General features: G+C 70.0%; 27 protein-coding genes and 1 pseudogene. 11 read left to right on the top strand and 17 right to left on the bottom strand.

The window, feature by feature from the left end:
• Positions 1-369 precede the first annotated feature (369 nt).
• Entirely contained in the window at positions 370-1,767 is a 1,398-nt protein-coding gene (locus tag B116_RS0107815; RefSeq protein ID WP_027659713.1) for an MFS transporter, read from the top strand.
• Positions 1,768-1,883: 116 nt separating this feature from the next.
• Here the strand turns inward: B116_RS0107815 and B116_RS0107810 are convergent, their stop codons facing one another.
• From B116_RS0107810 to B116_RS0107780, 7 genes are all read right to left on the bottom strand, one after another.
• A complete protein-coding gene (locus tag B116_RS0107810) occupies positions 1,884-2,291 on the bottom strand; it encodes a hypothetical protein (RefSeq protein ID WP_027659712.1) in 408 nt (135 codons plus the stop codon).
• 7 nt (positions 2,292-2,298) lie between these two features.
• Positions 2,299-2,943: a hypothetical protein gene (locus B116_RS0107805; protein WP_027659711.1), complete on the bottom strand. Its 645-nt coding sequence runs from the start codon at positions 2,941-2,943 to the stop codon at positions 2,299-2,301.
• Positions 2,940-3,200 carry a hypothetical protein gene (locus tag B116_RS0107800; RefSeq protein ID WP_027659710.1) on the bottom strand — a complete coding sequence of 87 codons (261 nt, stop codon included), beginning with the start codon at positions 3,198-3,200 and terminating at the stop codon, positions 2,940-2,942. Before B116_RS0107800 ends, B116_RS0107805 begins: the two co-directional genes overlap by 4 nt.
• Positions 3,201-3,202: 2 nt before the next feature.
• The gene (locus B116_RS0107795) at positions 3,203-3,466 is read right to left on the bottom strand and encodes a hypothetical protein (protein ID WP_018791397.1); all 264 of its coding nucleotides are present in this window, start codon (positions 3,464-3,466) and stop codon (positions 3,203-3,205) included.
• 181 nt (positions 3,467-3,647) lie between these two features.
• Entirely contained in the window at positions 3,648-3,848 is a 201-nt protein-coding gene (locus B116_RS0107790) for a DUF397 domain-containing protein (protein ID WP_027659709.1), read from the bottom strand.
• 237 nt (positions 3,849-4,085) lie between these two features.
• A complete protein-coding gene (locus B116_RS0107785; RefSeq protein ID WP_027653221.1) occupies positions 4,086-4,292 on the bottom strand; it encodes a DUF397 domain-containing protein in 207 nt (68 codons plus the stop codon).
• A 14-nt stretch (positions 4,293-4,306) separates the two neighbouring features.
• Positions 4,307-5,143 (bottom strand): helix-turn-helix domain-containing protein, encoded by an 837-nt coding sequence (locus B116_RS0107780; protein ID WP_027659708.1) that lies wholly within the window; start codon positions 5,141-5,143, stop codon positions 4,307-4,309.
• A gap of 274 nt (positions 5,144-5,417) precedes the next feature.
• Here B116_RS0107780 and B116_RS0107775 point away from each other — a divergent pair, with 274 nt between their 5' ends.
• The 3 genes and pseudogenes from B116_RS0107775 to B116_RS24830 all read left to right on the top strand — a co-directional run bounded on the left by B116_RS0107775 (position 5,418) and on the right by B116_RS24830 (position 7,636).
• Complete coding sequence (locus B116_RS0107775) at positions 5,418-5,741, top strand: DivIVA domain-containing protein (RefSeq protein ID WP_027659707.1); 324 nt, start codon at positions 5,418-5,420, stop codon at positions 5,739-5,741.
• Positions 5,738-5,998, top strand: a complete 261-nt coding sequence (locus B116_RS0107770) for a hypothetical protein (RefSeq protein WP_027659706.1) — start codon at positions 5,738-5,740, stop codon at positions 5,996-5,998. The genes B116_RS0107775 and B116_RS0107770 overlap by 4 nt, the downstream gene beginning before the upstream one ends.
• Positions 5,999-6,041: 43 nt before the next feature.
• A pseudogene (locus B116_RS24830) lies at positions 6,042-7,636 on the top strand (hypothetical protein).
• Positions 7,637-7,657: 21 nt separating this feature from the next.
• Here the strand turns inward: B116_RS24830 and B116_RS0107760 are convergent.
• From B116_RS0107760 to B116_RS0107750, 3 genes are all read right to left on the bottom strand, one after another.
• Positions 7,658-8,092 (bottom strand): GNAT family N-acetyltransferase, encoded by a 435-nt coding sequence (locus B116_RS0107760; protein WP_027659705.1) that lies wholly within the window; start codon positions 8,090-8,092, stop codon positions 7,658-7,660.
• Positions 8,093-8,186: 94 nt separating this feature from the next.
• Complete coding sequence (locus tag B116_RS0107755; RefSeq protein ID WP_027659704.1) at positions 8,187-10,295, bottom strand: hypothetical protein; 2,109 nt, start codon at positions 10,293-10,295, stop codon at positions 8,187-8,189.
• Positions 10,288-10,752: a GbsR/MarR family transcriptional regulator gene (locus tag B116_RS0107750; protein WP_027659703.1), complete on the bottom strand. Its 465-nt coding sequence runs from the start codon at positions 10,750-10,752 to the stop codon at positions 10,288-10,290. Before B116_RS0107750 ends, B116_RS0107755 begins: the two co-directional genes overlap by 8 nt.
• Positions 10,753-11,068: 316 nt before the next feature.
• On the opposite strand from B116_RS0107750, the gene B116_RS0107745 reads away from it, so the two are divergent.
• On the top strand, positions 11,069-11,446 hold the full coding sequence (locus tag B116_RS0107745) for a VOC family protein (protein WP_018721756.1): 378 nt from the start codon (positions 11,069-11,071) through the stop codon (positions 11,444-11,446).
• A gap of 98 nt (positions 11,447-11,544) precedes the next feature.
• Here the strand turns inward: B116_RS0107745 and B116_RS0107740 are convergent, their stop codons facing one another.
• The 4 genes from B116_RS0107740 to B116_RS0107725 all read right to left on the bottom strand — a co-directional run bounded on the left by B116_RS0107740 (position 11,545) and on the right by B116_RS0107725 (position 17,561).
• Complete coding sequence (locus B116_RS0107740) at positions 11,545-12,354, bottom strand: hypothetical protein (RefSeq protein WP_027659702.1); 810 nt, start codon at positions 12,352-12,354, stop codon at positions 11,545-11,547.
• A gap of 428 nt (positions 12,355-12,782) precedes the next feature.
• Positions 12,783-14,849, bottom strand: a complete 2,067-nt coding sequence (locus B116_RS0107735; protein WP_027659701.1) for a 3-hydroxyacyl-CoA dehydrogenase NAD-binding domain-containing protein — start codon at positions 14,847-14,849, stop codon at positions 12,783-12,785.
• A gap of 55 nt (positions 14,850-14,904) precedes the next feature.
• A complete protein-coding gene (locus B116_RS0107730; protein WP_018721753.1) occupies positions 14,905-16,101 on the bottom strand; it encodes a thiolase family protein in 1,197 nt (398 codons plus the stop codon).
• A 104-nt stretch (positions 16,102-16,205) separates the two neighbouring features.
• Positions 16,206-17,561, bottom strand: coding sequence for an HRDC domain-containing protein (locus B116_RS0107725; protein ID WP_027659700.1), 1,356 nt, complete (start codon positions 17,559-17,561; stop codon positions 16,206-16,208).
• Positions 17,562-17,773: 212 nt separating this feature from the next.
• Here B116_RS0107725 and B116_RS0107720 point away from each other — a divergent pair, with 212 nt between their 5' ends.
• Positions 17,774-18,805 carry a S1C family serine protease gene (locus B116_RS0107720; protein WP_082312757.1) on the top strand — a complete coding sequence of 344 codons (1,032 nt, stop codon included), beginning with the start codon at positions 17,774-17,776 and terminating at the stop codon, positions 18,803-18,805.
• Positions 18,806-18,918: 113 nt separating this feature from the next.
• Here the strand turns inward: B116_RS0107720 and B116_RS25910 are convergent, their stop codons facing one another.
• On the bottom strand, positions 18,919-19,125 hold the full coding sequence (locus B116_RS25910; protein ID WP_027659699.1) for a hypothetical protein: 207 nt from the start codon (positions 19,123-19,125) through the stop codon (positions 18,919-18,921).
• Between the two features lie 273 nt (positions 19,126-19,398).
• On the opposite strand from B116_RS25910, the gene B116_RS24825 reads away from it, so the two are divergent.
• On the top strand, positions 19,399-19,785 hold the full coding sequence (locus B116_RS24825; RefSeq protein WP_050591840.1) for a hypothetical protein: 387 nt from the start codon (positions 19,399-19,401) through the stop codon (positions 19,783-19,785).
• Between the two features lie 75 nt (positions 19,786-19,860).
• On the opposite strand, the gene B116_RS0107705 is transcribed toward B116_RS24825, so the two are convergent.
• A complete protein-coding gene (locus B116_RS0107705; protein ID WP_027659697.1) occupies positions 19,861-20,433 on the bottom strand; it encodes a DUF3000 domain-containing protein in 573 nt (190 codons plus the stop codon).
• Positions 20,434-20,596: 163 nt separating this feature from the next.
• Here B116_RS0107705 and hemE point away from each other — a divergent pair, with 163 nt between their 5' ends.
• From hemE to hemQ, 3 genes are read left to right on the top strand one after another with little or no spacing between them, the layout of a single operon-like run.
• On the top strand, positions 20,597-21,694 hold the full coding sequence (hemE, locus tag B116_RS0107700; RefSeq protein WP_027659696.1) for a uroporphyrinogen decarboxylase: 1,098 nt from the start codon (positions 20,597-20,599) through the stop codon (positions 21,692-21,694).
• 5 nt (positions 21,695-21,699) lie between these two features.
• Complete coding sequence (gene hemG, locus B116_RS0107695; protein ID WP_027659695.1) at positions 21,700-23,109, top strand: protoporphyrinogen oxidase; 1,410 nt, start codon at positions 21,700-21,702, stop codon at positions 23,107-23,109.
• Entirely contained in the window at positions 23,106-23,807 is a 702-nt protein-coding gene (gene hemQ / locus B116_RS0107690) for a hydrogen peroxide-dependent heme synthase (protein ID WP_018721745.1), read from the top strand. Before hemG ends, hemQ begins: the two co-directional genes overlap by 4 nt.
• 101 nt (positions 23,808-23,908) lie before the next feature.
• Here hemQ and B116_RS0107685 read toward each other — a convergent pair whose 3' ends face one another.
• Complete coding sequence (locus B116_RS0107685; protein ID WP_018721744.1) at positions 23,909-24,256, bottom strand: YybH family protein; 348 nt, start codon at positions 24,254-24,256, stop codon at positions 23,909-23,911.
• Between the two features lie 177 nt (positions 24,257-24,433).
• On the opposite strand from B116_RS0107685, the gene B116_RS0107680 reads away from it, so the two are divergent.
• Complete coding sequence (locus B116_RS0107680) at positions 24,434-25,336, top strand: LysR family transcriptional regulator (protein WP_027659694.1); 903 nt, start codon at positions 24,434-24,436, stop codon at positions 25,334-25,336.
• Positions 25,337-25,350: the final 14 nt, after the last annotated feature.

The raw sequence follows: 25,350 nt of genomic DNA, 5'->3' as shown, positions 1-25,350 counted from the left end.
TGACCGTCGGCGGGCAACCACATACCCGCGGCCGGTACCTGTGTTCACACAGATACCGACCATCGAGTGTCACCCGAACGGGTGAAATGCAGATACGTACTGCGCGCATCACCAGTGAAGGGCAGAAGACCTCGTCGTACCGGAGCTTCGTCCTCACCTCGCCGCACGACGCACCACTGTGGTTGGACCGCGATCGGGCACTCTCCCATACTCATGATCTTGAAAGGGTCATGCAGCTACACGCCGACGAACAGCGCGGCTCGGCGATTACCGTGAATCACCGGACCAGCCGGGGCGGGTGTGTGACAGTGCGAGACGTGCCTACGGTGCACCTCGGGAATGCGACCACTTAACCACGTGAGGAAAACTGTGCTTCTTCGCCTGCAACACTTTCGTCACGTGGCCGGGAATGCCTCACCTCACGGAGCCGCAGCGCAGGCCAAGCTGACGTTGGTCGCGGCATCCTTCTGCATCATCCTTATCCACCTCGACTTTTTCGCGCTCAACCTCGCGCTGCCGAGGATGGCCTCGGAGCTGCGCACGTCTCCCACCAACCTGCACTGGGTGCTCAGCGCCTACCTGCTCTCCCAGGCGGCGTTCCTGATTCCTGGCGGACGCCTCGGCGACATCCTTGGCCGCAAACGCATTCTCATGGCCGGCCTCGTGATTTTCGGCCTCTGTTCCCTGGGCGTTGCCCTAGCCCCCAACGCGGGGACCGCCATCGCCTTCCGGACCGTCCAGGGAATCGGCTCCGCCATCATCTTCCCGCTCGCCGTCGCCATCGTCACGAATGCCTTTCCCACGCACCGGGTGAAACGGGCGATCGGCTACGCCTACGGCATCGGCGCCGTGTCGATGGCGCTCGGCCCTCCCTTCGGCGGTGGGATGACGGAGCTGGTCGTCTGGCGGGTCGTGCCGCTCGTGAACGTACCGTTGTGTATTATCACCATCGCGGTGGTCGCTGCTGGCGTGCGTGAGTCGCACGACCCTACGGTGCCGCGGTCGATCGACCTGCCGGGCCTGGCCCTGGTGGCGGCTGGGATCGCCCTGGTAACGCTCGCGGTGGACCTGACGAGCACCTGGCAGCCCCTCGCCACGGCCGGCATCGCCGTGGTCGGGCTGCTGATTCTGGCGGCGTTCGTGCAGCGTGAGCGGTTGGCGAAGTATCCGCTGGTCAAACTCGACCTGTTTCGCAACCGGCCCTACGTCATCGTGACCCTGCTGGGGATGGTTGCCAACACCGCTATTGTCATCGGAGTATTCGGTAGCACACTCTATTTACAGCAGGGGGAAGGTCGCTCACCTTTCGCCGCGGGGCTGATTCTTCTCACCGCCTCGGTGGGCGTCGGTGTCGCCGGTCCGATCGCAGGACGCCTCGGCGAGCACCTGAATATTCCGGTAGTTATGGCCATCAGTGCGGCAATCGGTGGGATTGGCCTGTTTGTGGTCTCTCTCGGCGGTGGTTCCGGTTCCTACCTGCCCGGCCTCGCGTTGTTCGGATTGAGCTACGGCGTGGGGTACACGATGTCCAACATCGGCACGCAGTCGGTTGTGGCCCGGGAGTTGGTGGGTGAAGCGTCCGGTGTCACCCTTGCGATCGTCGTCGGGGTCGCCGGCCTCGGGGTAGCGGCCGCAGCGACGCTGATCGACATTCAGTCGAGAAGTGTGGGGCTCACGGAGGCCATCGAAGACACCTTGCGTTGGACTGCGGCAGGAAGCATCGTGGCCTCCGGGCTTCTCCTCCTGTTCGCTCGCCGCCGACCGTGACCGGCACGAGACGGCCGGAGGACCGCGACATCCCCTCCCCGCTCTAGATCGCCTTCCGGATCAGCTCGCGGATTTGGAGTGCTGGCGCCGGGGCGACCAGGTGCCCGAAGACCGGGCTAGACCCGGCTGGCCAGGGCTGATCCCTCCGCCAAAAGGTCGTCCAACTCCTCGTCCGAAATGGCGCCAGCGCCGAGCGTGTGCAGGATGGTCAGGCCTTGGACCCGTCCGGCCACCTTCGGGTCGATGTCCGAGTCAATGCTTGGATCGAGAGCGGCGTTGATCAACGTCTCCGCACTTGTCGCATCGGTTTCGGGCCCACCTGTCGTCGTGCTTCGCATCTCGCTGACGAACCGGATCACCTCGTCCTGGCTGGCGCCGTGCGGGAAGTGGCGGTTCACCGCGAAGTAGAAGACCGCGCCGAGTAGCGTGCCGAAGCCTTCCCAGCCCTGGTCATCGAGGCGGGCTTCGATGCGGTCGTTCTCGGCGTGCTCGCCTTTCACCATCGTGCGAATGTAGGCGACCATGTCAGGACTAATCGTCACGACGCTTCCTCTCCCGATGCTTTTTGGTCATGTTCCACAGCCCCTTGAGACCGACGGCCACCGCTCCGGCCGCCATGATTACCGAGGCGACTGGGTGCTCCAGATGTGGTCGATCTGTCGGTGTAGCGGGCTTTGGCTGGGTGGTGGACGTTGAGGTGCCGCCGGGGCCGCCCTTCGTCTGCTGGACGAATTCACGGAACCCCGCTGTCGCTGCCTTCTCGGCGTTCTGAAGGTTACCTTCTGTCTGATCCGCCTTCTTGACGTGGCGTCGAAGGAAGGCCTCCGCCCGGCTGCCTCGATTCTCTGCCTCAGCGGCCAGGCGCTCGCCCGAGGGTGATGCTTCACCAGGGCGGTTGGGGACGGCTCCGGGAGCGATGGCGTTCCCGTACGCGGCGAGGTGTCCGGCTGCCTTGCTGGTCAGGCGACCGAGCCGGCTCGCCTTGTCCGCAGCGGTACGGCTCTGCGTCACTGCCTCTCGACAATCTCGCTGATCGGTGCCTTGGCAAATCTCGGCAAAACGGCGGTGACCCTGACTGATCTCCGCCTGGGCGTGTGTGGCCGCGACGGTGAGCGTGTCGAGCCGTTGGATCGCCGCGTTGAGCTGGGCCACGATCTCCGCCACGAGGCCGCTCATCCGAGCGCTTTCAGGAACGCTGTTGCCCCGCCTTTGGCGGCCGCGACTGTCCGCAGTGTCAGCTCCACTTCGCGGGTCGCATCGGCGAGCGCCCTGCGGGCCTCTTTCGCCTCCGGATGTTGGCTGTCGTGGAGGGTGGCCAGCGCGAGGCTGCTCACCTCGGCCAGGTCGGCTCCGATGCCCTCGATCGTTGTCTTGGCCTGGTTGAGTGACTGGTTGCCGTTTCGAAGCTCCGCCTTGACGTCACCGATGCTCACGGTCAGCCCAGGACGCTGATGTACTGGCGTGCAGCGTGGGAGCTGCCCTGAAGGGTCGTGGCCGCCTCGACCAGCCGTTGCTTGCTCTGCTCAGCCCGGCTGATCGCCTCGGCGAGAGCGGGGTGACCGGTGCCAGCGGCCACCAGCCGCAGCCGGACGAGCACCTGCTCGGTGCCCTCGATGGCTGCCCGGATCTGGTTCTTGGTGGCGTTGCTCTGCTCGGCTGCCTGGGCGAGCGCGGTCTTGACTTGCTCAATGTTGGCCATGTCGTCCTTCCCGGTTGATCGTGAGGACGCGCGAGACGGATTGGCGCGTCTCTGTGGCGAGACGAACACTATCCGCCATGAACCAAGCTTGTGCAGCCCCGTGTTCACCGGTGTGGACGGCAAGAGCAAGGGTGCCCGTTCAGGAGGGGAGGAGCAGCCTTGTGGAGGCGGCGCTACCTCGTCAGTGGCGTGAACCTTCGGCCTTGGTGGCTCGGACGAAGGTGGTCCAGGCTGCTGGTGAGAAGGTGAGGACCGGTCCGTTCGGGTCTTTGCTGTCCCGGAGCCCGACAATGTCGGAAAGGTTGGCGGCGACCTCGACGCAGTCGCCGCCGTTGTTGCTGCGGGTGGACTTGCGCCAGGCGGCACCAGTCAGGTCACGCATGGGAGTGCTCCTCTACGACTTGCTGGATCAAGCGGATGGAGCGGTACTCGTTCAGATTGCCATGGCGCGATGGGCGAGTGCCATCTCCTGGAACCCGGATGCCGTGGTATTCCCCCCAGGTACTCACGTTCCCTCCTTGCAAGGTCCCGACGCTCATCGCGAGACTGGCGCGGACGGTAAGGGCAAGGCTGCCCGTCCGGGAGAGGGCGCGCAGCCTTTGTGTGTGGGGCTACCTCGTCAGTGGCGTGAACCTTCGGCCTTGGTGGCTCGGACGAAGGTGGTCCAGGCTGCTGGTGAGAAGGTGAGGACCGGTCCGTTCGGGTCCTTGCTGTCCCGGAGCCCGACCTTCCCCGCCAGGTCGGCCGCGACCTCGACGCAGTCGCCGGAGCCGTTGCTGCGAGTGCTCTTCCGCCAGGTCACGCAGGTCATGTCCATTTTGTTCACCGCGCGCCATCCTCTCACCGTTCGTTGATCGCCTCCTGGATCAGGTCGCGGGACTCACGAGCGCTGGCCGCCGTGGCGACCAGGTGCTCGAAGACCCGGCTGTACTCCCTGACCTGATGGCCTTCGAGATAGAGGCTACCCGCTCGCGTTTCGACGTAGACGACCCCCGAGTCCGCCAACTCCGGGAAGCTCAGCACACTGAACGCGCTGCCCATTGACCCGTATTCGCCGGCACCGAAGGTCAAGATCTGCACGGTGTGGCCGGGCCGTTCTGACTCCTCGATCAGCCTCCGCAACTGAGTGCGGAAGGCTTCGACGCCACCGACCGGTCGCCGTAGCGTCGCTTCGTCCAGCACCACCCAGAGCTTCGGCGAATTGTCGGACTCCTGGCGGCGCATCCGCAACTCCACTCGTCGGTCCACCTCCTCGCCGGAGGAGTCTGGATGCTCGGCCCGAATGACGGCGCGGGCATAGTCGGCGGTCTGGAGCAAGCCGGGCACGAGTTGCGGTTGAAAGGCGCGGATCTCCGATGCTTCGGCTTCCAGCCCGACGTAGACCCCGAACCAGTTCGGCAGCACGTCGTCGTACGCCTGCCACCAGCCGCGCTTGCGGGCATCTCGTGCGATCTGGACGAGCGCGTCGATCTCCTCGCCCTCCACGCCGTATAGCTCAAGGAGGCTGCGGGCGACCGGCGGCATCACCGAGACCTGGGCGTTCTCGATCCGACTGAGCGCGGACTTCGAGATGCCGACCTCGTTGGCGACCTGGTCGGCGGTCATGCCGGTCTGCTCACGAAGGCGGCGCAGCGCAGCGGCTAAACGTCGACGACGGACAGTCGGGCTTCCAGTCATGGGAGTCAGTGTGCCGGAACCGGACGAACATCGCAATGATTTAGTTCCTGATCGGGAGTTGCGGAAAGGGTGCAGTTCGCTGCACGATGAGTGAGGTCCCGGATCTACTGAGTTACGAACGGTCTACGCGTCCGGGGCTGAACGTCTGCCCTGCTGCCGTACCGCCGATCGGGGCTGCGGTGGCAGGCGCCGGGGTGGGTCCGCCGGTGCGGGGCGGGCCGGTGGGCCTACCCCTTCCACAGCTCAATTTCGACGGTGAAAGGCAGGTGCTGTCATGCGCGTCTTCTTCCGGCGTGCCGGGCGTCTTCGGCGATCGGTCCTCGGGCCGACCTGCTACCGCTCGGCGGCCTACGACCCGCTGTGGCCGTGGCAGGTGCGGCAGCGGCGGTTCCGGTCCACACGGCTGGGCCGGCGCGGCTTGGACCCGCAGGAGGTGGGGGAGTTCCTGGATCGGGTCGCTGGGGACCTGGCCGCTGTCTACGACGCGCTGGCCCGCAGCCGGCGGGAGACCGACCGGGTCAAGGACGCGTTGCGCCGCTGGCAGTCCGAGCAGGCCCGGGTCCAGTGGGCGGGCACGGATTCGGAGCCCCGGCGGTGACTGGCCGCTACGTCGTCCACCTGCCGGTGGTGGCCCGCGACCTGCCCGCCGCGCAGCGGCTGGCCCGGGTGCTGGCCCGCTGGGCGCAGGTGCTCCCACGGACCGACCCGGGGGAGACCACCGTGTCGGCCGAGGACGCGCAGGACGTACGCCATCGGGTCTTCTGTGACCTGCCGCTGCCCGGTGGCCGGCGCTGTCTGTTGCGGGACGGCCACGACGGTGCCTGTTCCCGCCGGCTCGGCGGTCGGTGGTCGTGACCACGCGCAGGGGCCGCGCTCGGATAGGCGAAAGGACCGAACGATGCTCGAAGTGATCGACTGTGATGAGTGTGAGGGGCTGGGCTTCCGCGTTCGGCGCTGCAGCTGCGTCCAGGGCGGTGACCAGCTCATCGTTGACGGGGACTGCTGCGCCGACAGGCGTACGCCGACTGTCGGGTCTGCGGCGGTGACGGCAGTGTGGTCGAGCCCTGTGGCCGGTGCGGGCGCGCGGGCCGGCGGCGGGCGCAGCTCGTGGTCACCGTGGTCAACCTGGACACCGGGGCGGCGGCGTCGCGGCGGCTGCTGCCCGGCCACCTCGACCCGCCGGTCGGCCCCGACAGCATCACGCGGGCGCGGGACATCGTCACCGAGCTGGCCGGCACCGTCGGCGTGTGCGGGTTTCGCCCGAGCTGGGGGCAGTGTGCCCTGGACGACGCGGTGTACTGGCTGCCCCGACAGTGGCGGGCGGACCTGCCGGCACAGCAGCGCCTGGCCCTGGAGGCCGAAGCCCTCGCCCAGCAGGAGTACGCCCCATGGCGGGTCTACGTCGGACGGGGCACCGAAGCGCCGCCGCCCCCCGAGCCCGGCCGCGAGCTGGGCCGGCTCTGCGAACTGGCCGACCTGCTCCACCTCGACCTGGTGGTGGAGGCTCGCCGCCGGCACGACGTGGCGGTCTGGGCGATCCGCTATGAGCTGCCCGGCGGGCAGATGCCGCTCGACCCGCGCGCCCACGCCCGGGACCTGCCCTCGGCGGTCGCCGCGACGACGTTCCGAGAGGCGCTGCGCGGGCTCGACGTGCGGGGGCGTGAGGCGCCCGCCTACACCGTGCGTCCGGTGCGAGCTGCCGGCGTACCGGCGAGCGTGGACCTCGACCGGCTCGGCCGTACCGTCCTCGCGGACCTGGCCGGCGACGCGCCTGGAGCCCAGGCGGTCTGGGGCGACGGGCGCTGGTGGCACACCCCGTTGCGGCACGCCGGCAGCGTCGAGAAGCTGCACGAACGCGACACCGGCCAGATCGTTCGGTACGTGCGGCAGCTGGTACGTAGAGCCGTGGAGCCGCCCGACCCGGCCTGGTGGGGCGAGCCCGTCGAGCATCGGCCCTGCCCGGACTGCCGGCCCGGCACCCGGCTGCGCCGCTGCCACTGCCGGCTCGGCGCACCCGGCCCCGACCCGCGGTGTTCGCGCTGCTCCGGGGCCGGCTTCGCCCCGTCGGGTCTGACCTACTGTGACCACCGCCTCGATGCGGGCGACCCGACCAAGGTCCAGGGGGAACGGTGGGACATCCGCCTCGCTGCCCGGGACGCGCCGATCGGGGTGGAATCCCCGTTCTGCGCCAGCGTCGAACTCGCCGTGGCCCGGTGCGTCGAGTACCTCGACAGCCACCTGCTCGCCACCGTTCCCCGGGAGCCGGAGCGGCCGGTGCCCGCGCCGCAGGCGGCACCGTCGCCCCCGGTGGCGGACCCGACCGCGCTGCTGCGCCGGATCGGTCAGCACTACGCCGGGCAGCCGGTGCTGGTGTCGTTTGACCGGATGGGTTGCCGACTCTGGCTGGCCGAGGGGGAGCACGTCCAGCCGCTTGCCCGAGCCGTCACCCTCGACGACGCGGCTTCCGCTCTGCGGCTCACCGGTCGGGAATAGGGAAAGAGCCGACGATGACGTTCATCGGTTGTCGAGCTGCATCCATCGGTCCGGCTGGGCGAGCGGAGCGAAGCCGCGCTTGGCGTACACGTCGTGCGCGTCCCTGGTGCACAGCAGGATGCGGTGTACGCCGAGCTCGGCGAGATGGTCGCGAGCCGCGCCGGTGAGCCAGGTGCCCAACCCGCGACCGCGCTCGGCGGGATGGATGTAGACATCGCAGAGCCAGCCGAAGGTGGCTCGGTCGGTCACCACCCGGGCCACCGCTACCTGGCGCCCGTCGTCCGGCCGGTAGACGCCGAAGCCGATCGAGCCCGCGAAGGCGCGCTCCACGGTCGTCCGGTCCCGCCCGTGAGCCCAGTACGCGTCGGTGGCGAGCCAGTGGTAGACCAGGTCAAGGTCGAGCCGCTCGGGCGCGGTGCTGAGCAGGTAGCCATCGTCTCGAGTCAGGGTGAGCATCGGCCCGATGCTAGCCACCACTCTCCGTGGTTCCAGTAGCCAATTCCCCCGACCTGGAGTCCGCCGGATCCACCGGCTGCGCCAACCCGCAGGGCTATGGAGCACCAGCTGACGGCCGGGGCGGCTCCCGCCGCTCGGGAAGTGTGAACTCGGGTGGTGGGTCGCCCAGTTGCAGGATCTGCCGGGCCCGGACCTGGGCTCTGGTCGCCGCGCGTACCCGACGGCCAAGGCCCTCGATGCTGTCGGCGTCCCGGAGCGATGAGGTGTCCGTCTGGGTGGCCGCGAGCCACTCCTCAACGTCGGATGCCGTCTCTCTGGCTAGCGCGGCTCCCGCCGCGGCGTCGCGCGCGTGGTCATGTAGCTGGTCCGCCAGCGCTTCGGCGTGCTCGACGAGGGCGGTTGGCGTGTCGGGGAGTTCGAGGTCCCAGAAGGCGTTGGTCTCTCCGCGAACGATCATCGCCGAGTCGGGTGACATCGGCGCGGCGCCTCTGCGGGCGGGTCCGGTACATAGCGAGTAGTACCCGGTCGACGGCTTCATGATGGCAACAAACGCGTTGGACGCATGCGCCGCGGAGATGCGACTCCACTCGCCGGTGCGCCGGTAGCGGCGGACGGCCGCCGCCCAGGATTCGGTGGGCGCGGTACCCACGGTTCGGTATATGGCCCGCATGGCCTCAACGTCGAGGTGGCCGTGGTGGGCGTCGGCCATGCGCCGTAGGAACACGTTGCGGTGGTAGCTGTTCCCGTAGGCGAACTGCATGCCGGCGACGAGTAGCTCGTCGGTGCTCATGCGTCCACTGAGCCATTTGAGCAGCATGGTCGGCGACTTGGTCATCCCACGCGGTGTGGCTGGCCGGTAGCCGCCCTCCCGGTCCCAGAGCCAGCTCCCGTCGGGGGCCCGCTGCATCCATTCGCTGCGGACCGCGTCGGGGTGCATTGCACTGTTGTTGGCGTACAGGAAATCGCGTTCACCGAGCAGGCCCGCTTCACGGACCGCGGCGGGATCGTCTCGCCCTTCGATGATGTACGCGTAGTCGGCGTCGGCGTAGAAGCCGCCCACCGTCGCCTGGTCACCACGTCCAACGTCACCGATCGGCCAGCTCTGTTCCATCTCACGGGCGTCGCGGGCGGACGTGGCGTAGCGGAGGAGGTGCCAGACCGATGGCGTGCGTCGCAGGCCGTATCCCCAGGAGTGCCGCGGTTCGAGGAACTTCGGCCCGCCGCCGTGGTGGACGTAGGCCAGCCCGGATCGACTCATGCCGGGGTGGCCGAAGAACCAGTTGGGACCGACGGTCGGTAGTGTGCCGGCCGCACTGAAGACGGTGTGCACGAATGGATGGCCGTCGTCGGGGAAGGCTGCCACAGTTACCTGGTACGAGAGTTCGTGATCGCCAGTGGCTGCGGCGACCAAGGCACCGTCCGGTGTGGAATCCCCCCAGGCCGCGAGGGATGTGCAGGCAATCGGGGGTAGTTCGGGTAGCCCCGAGGAGGCGTCGAGCCAGCTTGTGGCCGGTGGTCGGTGCCCTACCCACAGGTCCATGATCGACGCTCGGTCGAGATTGACTCCTGACTCACGCGCACCGGCCACCCACCCGTCAACGAATCGGCCCAACCAGGGTAGGTGTTCGCCGTGGACGGCCTCCCACCGGCCGACCTCAACACGCTCGTCGGCGGTGAGCCGACGCACGCCGTACCGGAGAATCCAGCGACCGAAGATGGCCGCGATCTGTCGGGCGTACTGCGCGCCCATCTCCTCGTCGCTGCCCCGCAGGACGACCACCGGCGTGATGGTGGGAACCAAGGGAACCCCCTGGCAGTGATCGATCTCGGTGCCCGCCCGCTCCAGGATGGGGAAGCGGTCTGTCGCGTACTCACCACTGCCGCCGGCGACCAGTGCCTCGATGCGGTCCGCGAGGTGCTGTCCCTCGGTGAACGCCTGCCGTGCGCGCTTCAGCGCGGTGGTGTCGCCGGTCGCCCGAGCGCGTTCGGCGTGCCACCTGGCCTGGCCGAGCAGGACCGCGGCGGTGTCGAGCTCGCGAACGCGGCGACGGGTGAGTGGGTCTTGCGGATCCGCCTGGCCGAGGGCCACGTTGACCCTGCACAGGGTCGCACGGAGGCGGTCCCGGCGCCGGTAGAGCCGAAAGATCGGTGCGTTCCTGGCCACCAGCCGGACCGAATCGAGCATTCCTGGTCGGTCAACCATCACCGTTCGCCTCCCACCGTGCCCGCAACCCGCCCAGCTCCACGTCGAGAAAGCGAAGGAACCGTACCGATGCTTCGAGGTCGGCGGTGATCTCGGCATCGGCTCTGCTGCCCCGGAGGGCGATCCCCCTCTCCAGCAGGTCACACAGCGCAGAGTTGAATGCACGGAAGCGGTCGACGCCGGCGTCGGGTCCCAGCCGTGCTCGGAAGTAGCGTCGCCGTTCACCCGGCCGGGTGCGCTCACTGACGCGATTCGTCTCCTGCAAACGGCGTAGGCCCGTGCTGACGGCGGCCTTACCGAAGCCAAGCGTGGCCACCAGGTCCTCGAAGGACAGCTCGGGCTCAGCCGACATCAGCAGCAGCCCGTAGATCCGCGCCGAGCTGGGCGGGAACCCCGAGCGTTCGAGGAACAACCCGATCGCCTCGACCCACTCCCGCTGGGGCGGGTCGAGCTTCACCATCGAGTTTGTTTGGTTCGGAACCATACGAACAAACTAGGTGTCGACAGCCAGTGGGTCAACACACGACGGGACCGCCCGATCCGAGTAGGCCGCCCTACCTGAGGTCTCTTCCGTGCCATGGGGAATGGAGGGCACTGGGATGGCGATCTGCCGTGGGTGGGTTGCTTCCAACCGATGACGATGTAAGGATCTTGGGGTCAGCCCAAGAGGCGGAAGGGGGTGCGTCGATGTTCACCAGCAACTGTTCCGCGCCCCGCCGCCCACATCGCTGACCAGCAGTGCGGGGTGCCTCCCATTGATCTGAGGAGAGACCGTGACCGCACGTTTCCACAATTTCTGCGTCGACTGCCACGACCCGTACGCTCTGGCGGGCTTCTGGGCCCAGGTCTTCGGGTGCCTTCGGGAGGCCCGCCCCGGTGACTCGGAGGCCATCCTGCGGCCCGAGGATGGTCCGGTACTGCTGTTTCTGGCCGTGCCCGAGGACAAGTCGGTGAAGAATCGCCTGCACCTTGACCTGGAGCCAACCGATCGGACCCGGGCCCAGGAGGTTGCCCGCCTGATCGAGATCGGAGCGACGCACGTCGCCGACCACACCCGCCCGGACGGCTCAGGCTGGGTGGTGCTCGCCGACCCGGAGGGCAATGAGTTCTGCGTCCTGCGCAGTGTCGCTGAGCGCCGCCAGCACAACTGAGCGGTCTCGCGGCATGCTCGTGGGGCCGCCGAGGTTGGTGGCATTCGTCACCGTCGAGGCGGCCCCACCCCCGCCGTCCGGATGGGCGGGGCCCGGCCTCAGGAACGTTTCTCGATCTCCGCCCGAATGTCGACGAAGTCGGAGCGGGCCGTGCTGGCTGACTCGGAGAACATCACGATCATGCCCACGCTGCCTTCGTCGGCCCAGGCGCAGACTCCGAGCGGGATGTTGGAGGCGCTACCGTCACCACATTTCGCGACGCCGCCGAGCGGGCCGGCCGAGATTGTGGACATCTTGCGGACGTTCAGGTCCGAAGCGAGCGCCTTGACGGTGGCGTCCAGCTCCTGTTCCGGGTTGAGAACGAAGCCCGAGGCGGCAGCCACCATGATGATGTCCTCATCCTCGAAGCTGCCGTAGAAGGCGCCAACCGTGCTGTTCCCGCTGCGTACCTTGGTTTCCAAGTCCTCCACCAGCCCGGCGGCGAGCGACTTCAGCTCCGAGTCGGTGCTCCGGGCCCGACCGTCGAGTGACTTTGGTGCGACGAGGCGAATCTGTGGTTCGGGTTCGGGCTCGGGGCTGGGTTCGGCTGAGGGGGGCGGGTCGGCGCTGTCGGCGGCTTGCGGCGCGTCAGGCGAGTCCGGGGCGGCGGCCGTAGGCGGCGCCGCGTCGTCTCCACCGGAACGGGTGAGGTAGGCGAGACCGCCCAGCGAGACCAGGAGCAGGCCGGCCAGGCCGAGCGAGAGCAGCAAGGTACGCCGGGACGGCCGCCGGGACGCCGGTTTTTTCGAATCGGACACGGCAGCGGGGCTACCTGTCTCCTCTGGCCGCCGGGCGTGGTGGGCCACCGCAGGCTCGGCCGGGGGGATCGGCGGGATGGCGCTGTGCACCTGGGTCGGCTGCTCGTCCATTGTGGGCGCTGAGGAGGACGGGGCTGGTGTGGAGACCGGAGCCGACCAGGAGAGCGGGGCCGGTGTGGCGTCGGGTGGGGCCGGTGCGGCGTCGGGCGGGGGCTGGGTGAAGTCGCGCGGGGCTGGTGTGGGGTTGTGCGGGGGTGGGAGCCGCCAGCCGTCGGGTTCCGGTTCGGGGGGCTCCGGACGCGCGTGCCGGGGTGCCCGCGGCCGGGTGCCCGGCGGCGGGTAGCTGGGCTGCGCACCGTGCTCCGGTGGGCCGGACCAGGGATCGACCGGTGAGGACATGACATCGCCTCCAGGCGAGGGTGCTAGCCGGTGATGCTAGCCGGTCGGGTGCCGGGTCCATGGCACCGACCCCCGCCGGGCAAAGCGAAGCGCGGTGGCCGCCCGACGGGCGGCCACCGCGCGTACGGGGAAAGGGCAGGTCAGGCCGGGAGGCTGGCGACACCGGCCGGCAGGAACCGCTTGCCGGTGACCCGTTCGGTGGTGCCGGTGCGGTCCAGGTAGGGCGTGATGCCGCCCAGATGGAACGGCCAGCCGGCACCCAGGATCAGGCACAGGTCGATGTCCTGGGCTTCGGCGACGATGCCCTCGTCGAGCATCAGCTGGATCTCCTGCGCCAGCGCGTCGAGCGCGTTCTGCCGGACCTGCTCGGCGGTGAGCGGCTGGTCGCCGACCACCAGCAGGTCGGCCACCTCGGCGTTGATCTCATCGTCAACGACGATCGGCTTGCCGGCCTCGGCGATCCGCTTAAGGTTCTCGCTGACCCCGAAGCGGTCCGGGAAGGCCGCGTGCAGGATGCCGCCGACGTGGTGCGCCACCGCCGGCCCGACCAGCTGGAGTAGCGCCAGGGGACGCATCGGTAGGCCCAGCGGGTCGAGCGCGTTGTTCGCCACCTCCAGCGGGGTGCCGGCGTCCACCGCGGCGAACACCGTACCCAGGAAGCGGGTTAGCAGCCGGTTGACCACGAACGCGGGCGCGTCCTTCACCAGCACGCTCGACTTCTTCAGCTGCTTGCCGACCGCGAACGCCGTGGCCAGCGTGGCGTCGTCGGTCTGCTCGCCCCGGACGATCTCCAGTAGCGGGAGCACGGCGACCGGGTTGAAGAAGTGGAAGCCGACCACCCGCTCCGGGTGCTCGAGCCCCTCGGCCATCGCCGTCACCGACAGCGACGATGTGTTGGTGGCCAACACCGCCTCGGGCGTGACGAGCTTTTCCAGCTCGGCCCAGACCTGCTTCTTGACGTTGAGGTCCTCGAAGACGGCCTCGATGACGAAGTCCGCGTCGGCGAAGACGGACTTGTCGACCGACCCGCTCACCAGGCCGTACAGCTTGGCGGCGGTGCCTTTGTCCATCCGGCCCTTGCTGACCGACTTCTCGATCTGCTCGTGCACGTAGGCCACGCCCTTGTCGACGCGGGCCTGGTCCAGGTCGGTCAGGACGACCGGCACCTGGAGACGGCGGGCGAACAGCAGCGCGAGCTGGCTGGCCATCAGGCCGGCACCGACGATGCCAACCTTGGTCACCGGCCGGGCCAGGTCCCGGTCGGGTGCCCCGGCCGGACGCTTGGCCCGCCGCTGCACCAGGTCGAACGCGTAGAGGCCGCTGCGTAGCTCCGACGAGAAGATCAGGTCGGCCAGGGCCTCGTCCTCGGCGGCGGTGCCGGCGGCGAAGTCCGTCTCCTTGGCCAGGCCGAGTAGTTCCAGGGCCCGGTTGGCGGAGGGGACGGCGCCGTGCAGGCGGGCATCCAGGGTCTGCTTGGCGAAGAAGAGGACGCCGTCCCACATCTCCCGATCGACCTCGGGCCGGGTCACGGTGAGCTCGCCGCGGACCACGCCGGCGGCCCACTCCAGGGACCGCTCCAGGAAGTCCGCCGGCTCCAGCAGGACATCCGCGAGGCCCATCTCCGCCGCCTGCTTCGGCTTGAGCATCTTGTTCTGCATCAGCGGGTTCTGGATGATCACCTGGGTCGCCGCCGGGATGCCGATCAGGTTCGGCAGCAGCTGGGTGCCGCCCCAGCCCGGAACGATACCGAGCGACACCTCCGGTAGGGCGAGGGCCGCGGCGCCGCCGGACAACGTCCGGTAGTGGCAGTGCAGGGCCAGCTCCAGGCCGCCGCCCATGGCCGCGCCGTTGACGAACGCGAAGGTCGGAACGTCGCTGTCCTTGAGCCGGGCGAACACCCGGTGGCCGAGCTGCCCGATCTCCAGCGCCTGCGCGCGGTCGGTGAGCAGCGGCAGACCGGTGAGGTCCGCCCCGACGCAGAAGATGTAGGGCTTACCGGTCACCGCGATGAACGCCGGCTTCGCCGCGTGGGCCGCCGTGATCGCCTCGTCCAGGCTGGTCAGGCCCCCCGGTCCGAGGGTGTTCGGCTTCTTGTGGTCGAAGCCGTTGTCCAGCGTGATCAGGGCGGCGGGGCGGTCCAGTCCCGGTACGTCCACCAGGCGCAGCAAGGCCTTGGTGACGACCTCGTTCGGTGCCGCGAGGCTCACTGTGCCTCCTCCGTTCGTGACTGCGGGACGCACTGGCTCGACTCATTGCTCGCGCTCACTTGGCTCCACCCTCCCAGTGCGGGTTCTCCCAGATCACGGTGCCGCCCATGCCGATGCCGATGCACATGGCGGTGAGGCCGTAGCGGACCTCCGGGTGCTCGGCGAAGTGCCGGGCGAGCTGGGTCATCAGCCGGACGCCGGACGAGGCGAGCGGGTGGCCGATGGCGATCGCGCCGCCCCACGGGTTGACCCGCGGGTCGTCGTCGGCGATGCCGAAGTGGTCGAGGAAGGCGAGGACCTGGACCGCGAACGCCTCGTTCAGCTCGAACAGGCCGATGTCGTCGATGGTCAGGCCGGCGATGCGCAGCGCCTTCTCGGTCGACGGGATCGGGCCGATCCCCATCACCTCGGGCTCGACGCCGACGAAGCCGTAGGAGACCAGCCGCATCGCGACCGGCAGACCCAGCTCCCGTGCGGTCTCCTCGGCGACGAGCAGGCTCGCCGTGGCGCCGTCGTTCAGCCCGGCCGCGTTACCGGCGGTGACCTTGCCGTGCGGGCGGAATGGTGTCTTGAGGGTGGCGAGCTTCTCCATCGAGGTGTCGCGCGGCGCCTCGTCCACGGTGGCCAGACCCCAGCCGGTCTCCGGGTCCCGGACCGCCACCGGCACCAGGTCGTCCTGGAGCTTGCCGTTGGCGTACGCCTTGGCGGTCTTCTGCTGGGAGGCGAGCGCGAACGCGTCGGTGCGCTCCTTGGTGATGTGCGGTACTCGGTCGTGCAGGTTCTCCGCGGTGGCGCCCATGACCAGGGCGGACTGGTCAACCAGTCGCTCCGCGACGATCCGCGGGTTGGGGTCGACTCCCTCGCCCATCGGGTGGCGGCCCATGTGCTCGACCCCGCCGGCGATGGCGACGTCGTACGCGCCCATGGCGATGCCACCGGCGACCGTGGTCACCGCGGTCATCGCGCCCGCGCACATCCGGTCGATGGCGAAGCCGGGCACGGTCTTGGGGAGGCCGGCCAGGAGCGCGGCGGTCCGGCCGATGGTCAGGCCCTGGTCGCCGATCTGGGTGGTGGCGGCGACGGCGACCTCCTCGACCCGCTCCGGTGGCAGCTGCGGGTTGCGGCGCAGCAGCTCGCGGATGCAGCGGATCACCAGGTCGTCGGCGCGGGTGTTGGCGTACATGCCCCCCGCTTTGCCGAACGGGGTGCGGACGCCGTCAACGAAGACGACATCCCGAACTTCACGGGGCACTTGAGCCTCCTAGCCGGTTAGCCGGACTGGCGTTTTCTCGGATGCTACTTGCCAGTAACCAACTGGAGTACCACCCCCCGTGTGGCCCACCCCACATCGATGGCTCAGGTTTCGGCCGGGGGCGGGCCAGCCAGCGCCCGGGTCAGGTCTGGCTGCAGCAGCGTGATCTGCCATTCGCGCGCACCCAGGCCGCGCAGGGTCTCCGCCACGGTGTCCTCGGTGATCTCCTCGGGCGGGACCCAGGCGAGGCGGCGGATCGAGTCCGGGGCGATCAGGTTCTCCGGTGGCAGGGTGTGTGCGCCGGCGGTCCCGACGACCACCTCCCGGCATCGGGCCAGCCGGGCCGCCGCGACCGGGTCCCGCTCGGCCCACCGATGCGGCGGCGGCGGACCCTCGACCGTCGGCGCGACCGGCAGCGCCTCCGCCGGCAACTCCCGCGCATCGTCCAACGCCGCCAACCAGGTACGGGCCAGCCGACGCACCGAGCGACCGCCGAAGCCCGGCAGGGTCAGCAGCGTCTTCTCGTCCCGCGGATCCAGCTCGGCGGCGGCGACGATCGCCGAGTCCGGCAACACCCGTCCCGGCGCCGCGTCGCGGCGCGCCGCGATCTGATCCCGGGCGTACCACAGGGCGCGCACCCGGGCCTGCGCCCGCGCCCCACGTACCCGATGGATCCCGGAGGTGCGGCGCCAGGGATCGGCGCGGACCCGGGGCGGGCGGGCGCCGTTGCGGACCAGCGCGGCGAACTCCTCGGCCGCCCACTCGGCCTTGCCCTGCCGGGTCAGCTCGGCCTCGAGCGCGTCCCGTAACTCGACCAGCAGCTCCACGTCCAGGGCGGCGTAGGTCAGCCAGGACTCCGGCAGCGGCCGGCTCGACCAGTCCGCCGCCGAGTGGTGCTTCTCCAGGCTGAAGCCGAGCAGGTTCTCGGTCAGCGCGGCGAGCCCGACCCGTTCGAAGCCGGCGAGTCGGGCGGCCAGCTCGGTGTCGAAGAGCCGCCGTGGGCGCAGACCCAGCTCGGCCAGGCAGGGCAGATCCTGACTGGCCGCGTGGAGCACCCACTCGGCCTCGCCGATGGCCTCGTCCAAGCTGGTCAGCTCCGGCAGCGGCAGCGGGTCGATCAGGACGGTGCCGGCGCCGGCGCGGCGTAGCTGCACCAGATACGCCCGCTGGCTGTACCGGTAGCCAGAGGCGCGTTCGGCGTCCAGCGCCACCGGGCCGGTGCCCTGGGCGAAGCGGGCCACGACCTCGGCCAACTCCGCCGGGGTGGTCACCGGCTGGGGGGTGCCCTCGCCGGGCGCGGTCAGCGGGGTGGGGCCGCCCTCGGCCTCGCGCGGGGTGGTAGCTGGGCCACCAGCGGTCGGGTCAACGTCCGTGTTCCCCGACCGGATCAACGGCGGGTGCGGTACGTCTTCCGTGCGGTTTCCGGCAGCCCGACGGGGTAGGGGTGGTTCGTCGGTCACCCGACAACCCTATTGCGCTACCCGATCGGGCGGGGACAGCCGGTCCAGTGCGTGTCGGGAGTCGGCCGTTACGGTTGAGCAAACCGTGAAGACAAAGCGTGTTTGTGACGGATACGGTCCATAGACCACAACATTCGTAGCGGTCGAACAGCTAGCGGTCAAGGGGCGCCGGTTGCCGCCGGGGCGCAACAGCATTGGTACGGGGAGGGCGTATGGCCGAGGGTGACGGATTGCCCGAAGTGGGGGGAGGTCCCGCACCGAGAACCACCTGGTCCCCGCCGCTCCAGCCCGGCCCGTCCAGCGCGGCTTGGCCGGGGGCCCCGGCGGTCGGCGGCCCGGTCGCGCCCGGTTCCCCCCAACCGTCGGTTCTCGGGCCAGGTGTTCCACCGCCGTTCGTGCCCCCTGCCGGCGGTCCGGCCGGGCTCTGGCCCGGCGCTCAACCGGCTGCCGCCCCGACATCTCGGCGGCCGGGCCTGCTCGGGCGGGTGGCCGTGCCGCTACTCGTCGTGGCGCTGCTGTTGGTGACCGGTGTCCAGGCGTACCAGATCCACCAGCTCACCGACCGGCTCGCCGACGTCGATCGGCGGTTGAACGCCGGGCAGCAGGAGAGCCAGACCCGGCTCGACGGGCTGGAGTCGCGGGCGACGGAGCTGGAGTCGGAGATCGGTGCTGCGTTTGACCCGGAGGCGATCGCCGCCGCGGTGTTGCCCAGCGTGTTTCGGGTCCGCGCCGGGCGGTACACCGGCAGCGCGTTCGCCGTCGGTGAGCCGACCGCCGATGGCGGCACCAATCTCTTCACCAACTTCCACGTGGTCGAAGCGGTCTGGGAGGAGGGGGAGCGGCAGGTCTTCCTGGAGCTCACCGACCAGCGCTTCCCGGCCACCATCGTCGAGGTTGACGAGGACAACGACCTCGCCCAACTCCGGACGACCAGCGCCTTCACCGGGCTGGTCGCTACCCCGGCCGCGGTCAAGTCCGGCCAGCAGATCGTCGTTGTAGGTGCCCCCCTCGGCCTGGCGGACAGCGTCACCACCGGTGTGGTGAGCGCGTTCCGCGAGGCCAAGGGGGGCGATCCGCCGATGATTCAGTTCGATGCGCCGATCAACGAGGGCAACTCGGGGGGCCCCGTGATCAACGGCGAGCAGCAGGTGGTCGGGATCGCCACCGCCAAGGCGCGGGACGCCGAGGGGATCGGCCTCGCCGTGCCGATCGCCACCGCCTGCGACAGTTTCGATATCTGCTGACCCCGCTCCGGCGTCCCGTTCCACCTCAGCGCGATCTGCTCTAGCCAACGGGCGACCTGCCCGAATTGCTCCACAGGAGGAGAGTCATGTCCCAGCCCCCGATCGAGCCGACTTCAGCTGCGCCGCAGCCCGCCGTGCCTGGGCAGCCGGGAACAGCGCCGCAGCAGCCGGCTGGAGTCGCCCCGGAGCAGCCGGCTGAAACTGCGCCGCAGCCGGTTGTGCCGGGGCAGCCGAGTCCGGCTGAAACTGCGCCGCAGCCGGTTGTGCCGGGGCAGCCGAGTTCGGGTGCGCCGCAGCAGCCGTTTGGAGCCGCGCCGCACCCCGCTCTGCCCGGGCAGCCAACTGGCGATGCCGCTGGGCCCGTCCCGGCGGCGCAGGGCGGTGCTGCCCCGCCGTCACCGCAGAACGAACCCAGCGGGGCGCCGACCGGCCACGACCCTGCCGCCGCCCCAGCCCCGTCGGCCGCGCCCCTGGGCAGCACCGCGCCGCTCCCGACCATCAACCCCCCGGTCGGGCAGCCGATGGCGGCCCCGCCGATGATGTCGGGTCCGCCGTATGGTGCGGCTCCGGGCAGTGCCAGGCCGGGACGGGCGATGGTGGTTCTGGCCGTGGTGGCGGGACTGCTGTTCCTCGCTGGTGGAGTAATGACCGGTCTCTTCCTGACCACCACCGGCGAGCTGAACCGGGCCGAGGAGCGGATCAGCGCGCAGGAGGCGACCATCGCGGCGACCGCCGCCGAGTTGGAGCAGGTCAAGGTCGACCTGCAGCGGTCTCAGGAGACGCTGGCGCGTACCCAACAGGACCTCACCGGGACCCAGAACGACCGGGACGAGCAGGCCCGGCAGAAGGAAGTTATCGCCAACTGCCTGGACCAGCTCAGCACCGCGCTCGCCGCGGCGGCGTTCGGCGATGAGAAGGCTCTCGAGGAGGCCAACGAGGGCCTGGAAGAGGTCTGCGAAGAGGCCGACGAGTACCTCTGACTAGGGAGAGTCCTGGGCGCTACGGGTCGGGTCGGCGGGGCGGCGCTCGCATCGGGTCGTGCCGGCGGGCGGCGCTCAGGCCGTGCCGGCGGGGCGGCGCTCGGGGAGCGCCGTCACCCCGGGCGGCGGGAGACCGGCGGTCGAGGCGAGCAGGGTGCACCAGGCGTGCAGATGCGGCACGAGCTTGTCATCCACCGGCGTCCAGGATGCCCGGATCTCGACATCGCCGGCCGCGGGTGGCCCAGCCAGATCACCGAACCGGGTCGACATGGTCTGCGTGACCGTACCTCCGATCGCCCGGTGCCGGGCGTGCCGCACCTGGAGGGCGTCGATCAGCCAGGCCCAGCCCACCTCCGGTAGGAGCGGATCGGCGGCCAAGTCCACCTCAAGCTCGGCGGTGACGTACGTGACCAGTCGTAGCGTGCCCTGCCACGCCTCATGCCCGGCGGGATCGTGTAGGAGGATCAGGCGTCCGTTCGCCACCTCGTCGTCGTCGCGGAGGACGGTCGCGGCGAGGGCGAAGGTGAAGGGGGCCAGCCGTTGGGGTGCGCCGATCTCTTCCAACTGGATCTCTGCCCGGGTGGCGGCCGATCGTAGCCCGTCAACCGCGCGGGCGAACGTCTCCGGGAGCGCGGTCGGGGGGGTCATTACCGAAGCGTAAAGGTCCCCGGGTCAGCCGATTCGGCGGCACGCCGGGAACTTGGGGCGGCCGGCGACCGTGTCCGGCCCAGAATGCCGCTATGTGGGCGCGGATCACACGATGTGACGGTGACGGCGGGGCGGGGCGGGCGGCGTGGCACGATGGGCCACGATGAGCACCGACACCACGGGCACTGCCGCCCGAGACGAGGGGCCTCGCCCCGGCGATCCGGCCGATTCCCCCTTTGTTCGGGCGTGCCGGCGCAAACCCGGCCCGCATACCCCGGTCTGGTTCATGCGGCAGGCGGGCCGCTCACTGCCGGAGTACCGGAAGATCCGGGCGAACGTGGCGATGTTGGAGTCCTGCCGCCGCCCGGAACTGATCACTGAGATCACCCTCCAGCCGGTACGCCGGCACGGGGTTGACGCGGCGATCCTCTTCAGCGACATCGTGGTGCCGGTCGCCGCCGCCGGGGTGGCGCTGGACATCGTCCCCGGCACCGGCCCGGTGGTGACCGATCCCGTCACCACTGCGGCGGACGTGGAGCGGATCCGGCCGATCAACCGCGACGATGTTCACTACGTGGACGAAGCGGTCCGGATGTTGGTCGGAGAGCTGGGTGCGACCCCGCTGATCGGCTTCGCCGGCGCCCCGTTCACCCTCGCCAGCTACCTCGTCGAGGGGGGCCCGTCGCGCAACCATACGAAGACCAAGGCCCTGATGTACGGCGACCCGGATCTGTGGCACGCCCTGGCCGGCCGACTCGCCGAGGTGACGCTGGCCTTCCTGAAGGTGCAGATCGACGCCGGCGTCTCCGCCGTGCAGCTCTTCGACTCCTGGGCCGGCGCCCTCTCCGAAGCCGACTACCGCCGGTACGTGCTGCCGCACTCGCAGGTGGTCCTCGCCGGCCTCGCCGACGCTGGCGTTCCTCGGATCCACTTCGGGGTGGGCACCGGCGAGCTGCTCACCGCGATGGGCGAGGCCGGTGCCGACGTGGTCGGCGTTGACTGGCGTACGCCGCTGGATGTAGCTACCCGCCGGGTCGGCCCGCAGCAGGCGGTGCAGGGCAACCTGGATCCGTGCCTGCTGTTCGCCCCGTGGCCGGTACTTGAGGCCGAGGTCCGACGGGTGCTGGCGCAGGGGCGTGCCGCCCCCGGACACATCTTCAACCTTGGCCACGGCGTGCTACCGGAGACCGACCCCGACGTCCTGACCCGGCTGGTGGCCCTGGTCCATGAGTTGACCGCTCGTGGAGACGGAAGGAGCTGAGTGGCATGGCGACACCGTGGCGGATCGCGGTGGTCGGCGGTGGGATCGCCGGGCTCGCCGCCGCCGTTGCACTGAGGGACCACGCTCCCGCCGACACTGAGGTGACGGTCTACGAGCGAAGCGACTCCCTCGGCGGCAAGCTGCACACCGGTGAGCTGGCCGGTGCCCCGGTGGAGTTCGGTGCGGAAGCGTTCCTGATGCGCGACTCGGCCGGCGGGGAATCAGCCGCGGTAACGCTGATCCGCCGGGTGGGGCTGGCCGACGACATCGTCCACCCCACCGTCGGGCAGGCGGCGCTCCTGGTCGGCGGCGAGCTGCATCCGCTGCCCCGGGGCACGCTGATCGGCGTCCCCGGGGATCTCGCGGCGGTGGCGGCGGTGGCCCGCCCGACCGCGGAGGCCGATGTGGACACCGGCCGGCCGTTGCTCGCCCCGGACGCCGATGTCACCGTCGGCGAGCTGGTCCGGACCCGGCTGGGGGACGAGATCGTCGACCGGTTGGTCGAGCCGATGCTCGGCGGCGTCTACGCCGGCCGCGCCGATAACCTCTCCCTGGCCGCCACGATGCCCGCGCTGACCCGGACTGCCCGGGTCGAACACACCCTGGTCGGCGCGGTCCGCGCGGCGCAGGCGGCGGCGCCGCGGTCGCCCGGGACGCCGTTCTTCGGCACCCTGGCCGGTGGCCTCAGCACCCTGGTCGAGGCCGCCGCGGCAACCAGCGGCGCCACGATTCGGCGGAACGCGACGGTCCGGGGGCTGACCCCGGTCGACGCCGGCTGGCGCCTGACCGTCGGCCCGAACGGCGACGCGGAGCAGGTCCACGCCGACGCCGTGGTGCTGGCCGTGCCGGCCCGGCCGGCGGGGCGGCTGCTCGCCGATGTCGCCCCGGCTGCCGCCGAGAACGTCGGTGACCTGGCCTACGCCAGCGTCGCACTGGTCACCCTCGCGTTGCCGGCGACGGAGTTGCCCGCGCTCTCCGGCCTCCTGGTCCCGGTCGGCGAGGGGCTGCTGATGAAAGCGTCCACTTTCTTCACCACCAAGTGGGGGCACCTGCGCCGGCCCGACGGGTTGACCCTGGTCCGCGCCTCAGTCGGCCGGTACGGGGACGAGGCGCAGCTGCAGCGTCCCGACGGGGAACTCGTCGACACCGTGCACCGGGAACTGTCGGCGGTGCTCGGTGCCGAACTGCCCACCCCCGTCGCCACCCACGTGCAGCGCTGGGGTGGGTCGCTGCCGCAGTACGCGCCGGGTCACCTGGAACGGGTGGCGTCGGCGCGGGCGACGCTGCGGGCACAGCGGCCAACCCTCGCGCTGGCGGGCGCCGGCTACGACGGCGTCGGAATTCCGGTCTGTATCCGTTCCGGCACGGCGGCGGCCGACGAGATCATCACTGCACTGAAGGGTTCCGGGAAATGACCGAGCAGACCAACGCGGCCCGGCTGAACGAGCTGAACGCGACGATCCGGTACACCATGTGGTCGGTGTATCGGGCGAGCCAGGCCCTGCCGTCACTACGTGAGAACGTCACCGCCGAGGCGACGGCCTTCTTCGACGAACTGGCCGGCGAGGACGTGACCATCCGCGGCACGTACGACGTGGCGGGGCTGCGCGCCGACGCCGACCTGATGATCTGGTGGCACTCCTCGTCGAGCGACGCGCTGCAGGACGCGTACCTGCGGTTCCGGCGTACCACGCTGGGGCGTTCGTTGACCCCGGTCTGGTCCCAGCTCGGGCTGCACCGGCCGGCGGAGTTCAACAAGAGCCACATCCCGGCGTTCCTCGCCGGTGAGCAGGCCCGGGACTATCTCTGCGTGTACCCGTTCGTCCGCTCGTACGAGTGGTATCTGCTGCCGGACGCGGAGCGGCGGGAGCTGTTGGCCGAGCACGGCGGGATGGCCCGCGGCTACCCCGACGTGCGGGCCAACACGGTCTCCTCGTTCGCCCTGGGCGACTACGAGTGGCTGCTCGCCTTCGAAGCCGACGAGCTGCACCGCATCGTTGACCTGATGCGGGACCTGCGGGCCTCCCGTGCCCGCCGGCACGTCCGGGAGGAGATCCCGTTCTACACCGGCCGTCGCCGCTCGATCGCCGACATCATCGCCAGCCTGCCCTGATCGCGGCGTCCTCCCCATCCCGGCGGCCCGGCCGGCTCAGCCGCTCTTGCAGCCGAGGGGCCGTGGGTGGCCGCCGGGTGTGGGTAGGGCGTTCGGGAGGGTCAAGCCGGGGTGGGGTTGGTGAACTCCGGCTGGTCGAGCACGCGTAGCCAGGACCCGTCGGGTTGGCGGCGGACGACCTGGGCCCGAGCGCCCGCGCCGTCGCTCGGCGGTGTCGAGGTGAGGGCGAGGTCGCCGCAGACAAGCGTGGGTAGCGGCTCTTCCGGTGTGAAGTGTGGCCGGTTGGCGAGCACCTTTTCCCACAGGGCCTGGATCGCCGCGCGCCCGACAGTCGTTTCGCCGGGCGGGTAGGCCAGGACCGCGTCCGGTTCGTAGAGTTCGGCGACGCCCGCGGCGTCGCCGGCGTTGGAGCGCTCGACGAACAGACGGGTCAGGTCCTCGGGCTGCATGGCTTTCGCACGGCTCGACATGATTTCCCCCTTGACGTTCCTGCGGGATGCAGCGTTCTGTTCAACGCTTCCCGCAGAACCACGCGCTTCGTTCGGTGTTTCCTGCGGAATCAAGCGTGCCTCTGGTGGCTTCGGAAGTCCAACAGATACTTTTTATGAAAGCTATAATCTGTAGTTATGGAACTGAGGCAGCTGGAGTACTTTGTCGCAGTCGCCGAGGAAGCCAGCTTCACCCGCGCTGCCGAGCGGGTCCGGATCAGCCAACCCGGAGTGAGCGCACAAATCCGTGAGCTCGAACGCGAACTCGGCGCCACCCTTTTCGACCGCTCCACCCGAACGGCGAGCCTCACCGATGCCGGCCGGGCCGCACTCGAACACGCCCGGGCCGCGCTCGCCTGTTCGGACGCGATGAAACAGGCGGTCGGCGACGTGATCGGACTCATCCGCGGTCGCCTCACCGTCGGCATGGTCATCGGATGCACAGTCACCCCGTTCTTCGACGCCCTGGCGGCGTTTCACCACGCGCACCCCGGCGTGGAGATCACCTTGCTGGAGCACCACTCGGCCCGGCTCCTCCGTGACGTCCAGTCCGGTGCTGTCGACCTTGCTCTCATCGGCACCGCCGATCCCACACCCGCCGGGTCAAACGCCCTTACGATCATCAGCGAACCACTCGTCGCCCTCGTCCCACCCGGGCATCTCCTCGCCGAACAGGCGGCGGTGAGCATGGCCGACCTCGCCGACCACCCGCTGGTGTGCATGCCCGAGGGCACCGGCATCCGTACCGTCCTCGACCGGGCCTGCACCCGGCACCGAGTCCGCCCGACCATCAGCGTCCAGGCCAGCGCCGCGGACGCCATCGCCGACCTCGCCGCCCGTGGGCTGGGTGTGGCCATCCTTTCCGAATCCATGTCGCGGGACTACCACGGCCGCCTGATCGTGCTGCCGATCGTCGACGTCGATGAGCCAGCCCTGCTGGCCCTGGTCTGGAGCGGTACGAAGAGCCCAGCCCTCGACCGACTAGTCCGGCACTGCCGCGACACCTTCGCTACCGGGCCGGATCTGAGCCCGGCCCGGTAGCGATCCGCGGTGTT

The organism is Salinispora fenicalii (genome assembly GCF_000514815.1).
Classification (GTDB): Bacteria; Actinomycetota; Actinomycetes; order Mycobacteriales; family Micromonosporaceae; genus Micromonospora; species Micromonospora fenicalii.
This window is presented reverse-complemented; position numbering and strand designations above follow the sequence as displayed.

What these genes read in the sequence shown, in the direction of transcription:
- B116_RS0107760 (WP_027659705.1), bottom strand. Translation starts at nt 8,092, where the DNA reads ATGCTCACCCTGACTCGAGACGATGGCTACCTGCTCAGCACCGCGCCC.
- B116_RS0107775 (WP_027659707.1), top strand. Translation starts at nt 5,418, where the DNA reads ATGCGCGTCTTCTTCCGGCGTGCCGGGCGTCTTCGGCGATCGGTCCTC.
- B116_RS0107680 (WP_027659694.1), top strand. Translation starts at nt 24,434, where the DNA reads ATGGAACTGAGGCAGCTGGAGTACTTTGTCGCAGTCGCCGAGGAAGCC.
- hemG (WP_027659695.1), top strand. Translation starts at nt 21,700, where the DNA reads ATGGCGACACCGTGGCGGATCGCGGTGGTCGGCGGTGGGATCGCCGGG.
- hemQ (WP_018721745.1), top strand. Translation starts at nt 23,106, where the DNA reads ATGACCGAGCAGACCAACGCGGCCCGGCTGAACGAGCTGAACGCGACG.
- hemE (WP_027659696.1), top strand. Translation starts at nt 20,597, where the DNA reads ATGAGCACCGACACCACGGGCACTGCCGCCCGAGACGAGGGGCCTCGC.
- B116_RS0107795 (WP_018791397.1), bottom strand. Translation starts at nt 3,466, where the DNA reads ATGGCCAACATTGAGCAAGTCAAGACCGCGCTCGCCCAGGCAGCCGAG.
- B116_RS0107780 (WP_027659708.1), bottom strand. Translation starts at nt 5,143, where the DNA reads ATGACTGGAAGCCCGACTGTCCGTCGTCGACGTTTAGCCGCTGCGCTG.
- B116_RS0107755 (WP_027659704.1), bottom strand. Translation starts at nt 10,295, where the DNA reads ATGGTTGACCGACCAGGAATGCTCGATTCGGTCCGGCTGGTGGCCAGG.
- B116_RS24825 (WP_050591840.1), top strand. Translation starts at nt 19,399, where the DNA reads ATGGTGGTTCTGGCCGTGGTGGCGGGACTGCTGTTCCTCGCTGGTGGA.
- B116_RS0107790 (WP_027659709.1), bottom strand. Translation starts at nt 3,848, where the DNA reads ATGCGTGACCTGACTGGTGCCGCCTGGCGCAAGTCCACCCGCAGCAAC.
- B116_RS0107740 (WP_027659702.1), bottom strand. Translation starts at nt 12,354, where the DNA reads ATGGACGAGCAGCCGACCCAGGTGCACAGCGCCATCCCGCCGATCCCC.
- B116_RS0107805 (WP_027659711.1), bottom strand. Translation starts at nt 2,943, where the DNA reads ATGAGCGGCCTCGTGGCGGAGATCGTGGCCCAGCTCAACGCGGCGATC.
- B116_RS0107685 (WP_018721744.1), bottom strand. Translation starts at nt 24,256, where the DNA reads ATGCAGCCCGAGGACCTGACCCGTCTGTTCGTCGAGCGCTCCAACGCC.
- B116_RS0107720 (WP_082312757.1), top strand. Translation starts at nt 17,774, where the DNA reads ATGGCCGAGGGTGACGGATTGCCCGAAGTGGGGGGAGGTCCCGCACCG.
- B116_RS0107705 (WP_027659697.1), bottom strand. Translation starts at nt 20,433, where the DNA reads ATGACCCCCCCGACCGCGCTCCCGGAGACGTTCGCCCGCGCGGTTGAC.
- B116_RS0107810 (WP_027659712.1), bottom strand. Translation starts at nt 2,291, where the DNA reads ATGGTCGCCTACATTCGCACGATGGTGAAAGGCGAGCACGCCGAGAAC.